Origin of the sequence: Tunicatimonas sp. (assembly GCF_049647865.1) — a bacterium.
GTDB lineage: Bacteria > Bacteroidota > Bacteroidia > Cytophagales > Cyclobacteriaceae > Tunicatimonas.
In genome coordinates this window covers 1-2,618 of sequence record NZ_JBARYM010000098.1, presented here as the reverse complement: position 1 = coordinate 2,618, position 2,618 = coordinate 1, and the positions used below count along the sequence as shown (strand labels likewise).

General features: G+C 39.8%; 3 protein-coding genes and 1 pseudogene. All 4 read left to right on the top strand.

Translation table 11 applies throughout. From position 1 onward, the window contains the following. Positions 1-39: 39 nt before the first annotated feature. On the top strand, positions 40-279 hold the full coding sequence (locus WBA23_RS03345) for a DUF2281 domain-containing protein (RefSeq protein ID WP_424580831.1): 240 nt from the start codon (positions 40-42) through the stop codon (positions 277-279). Positions 280-351: 72 nt separating this feature from the next. Beyond that, positions 352-567: pseudogene (locus WBA23_RS03340) on the top strand (type II toxin-antitoxin system RelE/ParE family toxin); the annotation flags it as partial. A gap of 68 nt (positions 568-635) precedes the next feature. Next, entirely contained in the window at positions 636-1,121 is a 486-nt protein-coding gene (locus WBA23_RS03335; RefSeq protein ID WP_424580830.1) for a PH domain-containing protein, read from the top strand. A 79-nt stretch (positions 1,122-1,200) separates the two neighbouring features. After that, on the top strand, positions 1,201-2,541 hold the full coding sequence (locus WBA23_RS03330) for a serine hydrolase domain-containing protein (RefSeq protein ID WP_424580829.1): 1,341 nt from the start codon (positions 1,201-1,203) through the stop codon (positions 2,539-2,541). Positions 2,542-2,618: the final 77 nt, after the last annotated feature.

Here is a 2,618-nt window from a genome sequence, read left to right as displayed (position 1 = left end):
GGTAAAAATATGCGTACATTAGAATAAACCTATAAAAGGATGAAAGATATAGCACTTGAAGAGAAAATAGATAGCTTACCTGATAATTTGAAAAAGCAAGTATCAGATTATATTGATTTTTTGCTCTACCAATACGGTGATGATCCGTTGGCCCTGACTAGTGAAGAAGAAATCGAATTAGATAAGCGCTGGCAGGGCTATCAGCAAGGTGCATTACCAACAAGTAAGCTAGAGGATGTAAAAGATCGATTAGTAAAGAAGTATGGCATACCAGATTAAAGTTACCCAATTGGCGGAAGATGAGTTGGACGAAGTTATGGGTGGTATGAGGAAGAGAAGTCAGGGTTAGGTGTTACCTTCTTGAACCACTTCTTCAACCGAGTGGCTTATCTGAAAGATGCTCCGTATCTGTATCAGGAGGTTTGTAAAACGTATCGGCGGGTATTGATGAAGAAGTATCCATATGCTATCTACTACAAAATTGAGGAGCAAGAACAAGAAGTTATAGTCCTAGCAATATGGCACACAAGTAAAAATCTAGAACGGCTGAATAATAGATTAAAATAATATGCTACGGATCATTGCAATGTGGCAGTAACTTACTCTATCATACTGTTTCTATTAAGATTGGAAATATGAAATTTAAGTCGTTTAATACCGAACTCGTATTGGCACTTTTAATCGCCTTACCGGCTTTCGTAATTTTGCTAAGTGGCTTCACCATTTTGCACGGTAGCAACTTTCAGATTTCTTCATTGAGCTTTATTGGAATTGGCTCAGCAGTTTACTTTCCAGCCGTATTCTTGATTTGGAAAAATACTTACTACAAGATTGAATCCGGGACACTGAACCTAAGCGACTTCGGTATAAAAAATAATCGTATTGCTATCAGTCAAATCAAGAAAATTAAGAAGGTAGATAAGAGACCAGCAACCCCAACTCAGCCTAGCTTGTACAACTCGAACAATAGTGTTAGCGGATTTCTCATGCATACAGAAGATGGTACCCTCTTTGTTTCACCAATAAAAGAAGCAGCTTTTCTAGTAGAACTACGAAAGTGGAATCCAGAGATTGAATACATCGGCGAAGAGCAGGAGAATATACCTTCTACTAAAGAATAATTCAGCCGTTTGTAATAATTTGGCAGTGAGAAACCACTAACTAAAGCAGCAACCATCATCTGAAAAAAGACCCTAACCTATGAAAGCAATTAATATCGCATTAAGTATTTTTTTGCTGGCTTACAGTGCCTGCTCGCAAAATCAGTCTGATGGCGAGTTTAACCAGGCTAAGATGGATAGCCTATTTGCCAAGATTGACCTAGAAGAACAGGGAATGGGTAGTATTGCCATTGCAAAAAATGGCGAGTTAGTTTATCAGAACGCCTTTGGTTACGCTGATGTTACGGAGCAAATCTCGGCTAACAATACTACTACTTACCGAATCGGATCAATCTCCAAAACTTTTACTGCCGCCATCATTATGCAGTTGGTAGAGGAGAACAAGCTCACGCTAGATACTAAGCTGAGTAAATACTTTCCTCAAATTTCGAATGCGGATAAAATTACCGTAGAGCAAATGCTGCGGCACCGGAGCGGACTGTTTAATTTTACCTCAGCCGAAGACTATACCGACTGGATGGAAGAGCCCAAAAGTCGGAAGGAACTCATTCAGAAGATAATAGACAATGGAACGGTATTTGAACCCGACGAAAAAGCCGAATATTCTAACACCAACTACGTTTTGCTTTCCTACATCGCCGAAAAAATAGACGATAAAGACTTCGCCGATATTCTGACGGAACGTATTACCGAACCGCTACAACTAGAACATACCTACTACGGCGGTAAAATCAATCCCGGAGAAAATGAAGCTCGCTCCTACACATTACAAGATAATTGGCAATTAACTACCGAAACCGATATGAGCATTCCAGTGGGAGCTGGTGCGCTTGTCTCCACCCCAACGGATTTAACTACCTTCTTCAATGCTTTATTCTTCAGTAAAGTAGTTTCCGAAAGCTCGCTAGAGGATATGACGAAGTTGGTTGATAATATTGGTTTAGGCCTATTTCAGATACCTTTTCACGATAAACGAGCATTCGGGCACGGCGGCGGGATTGATGGCTTTAAATCAAATGCTGCTTATTTTCCCAATGATAGTGTGTCAATTGCTTATACTACCAATGGCGTAGGAATGGTGGGCATGAACGATATTCTGATTGGTGCTCTTAGTATCTACTTCGGTAAAGACTACGAGTTTCCTGATTTCAAGCCCGGGCCAAAACTGAGTAGCGAAGACCTGGATGCTTACTTGGGAGTGTACACTAGCCCTAACTTCCCATTAGACGTAACCATTATTAAAGATGGTGCTACACTAATTGGACAAGCTACCGGTCAGCCATCGTTCACTTTGAAAGCTTACGAAATAGATAAGTTTAAATTTGACGCGGCTCAACTAAAACTTGAATTCATTCCCGAAGAAGATAAAATGATTCTTAGGCAAGGTGGTGACGAATTTGAATTAACTAGAGAAGAGTAATCTATAACAAAAGTAGCATGATAGCATTTTTACATACCTCCAACATTCATATTGAGCGTTTTGAAAATCTAGTCAGA

Excerpts from the sequence above, each read along its gene's own strand:
- WBA23_RS03330 (WP_424580829.1), top strand. The coding sequence starts at position 1,201 with ATGAAAGCAATTAATATCGCATTAAGTATTTTTTTGCTGGCTTACAGT.
- WBA23_RS03345 (WP_424580831.1), top strand. The coding sequence starts at position 40 with ATGAAAGATATAGCACTTGAAGAGAAAATAGATAGCTTACCTGATAAT.
- WBA23_RS03335 (WP_424580830.1), top strand. The coding sequence starts at position 636 with ATGAAATTTAAGTCGTTTAATACCGAACTCGTATTGGCACTTTTAATC.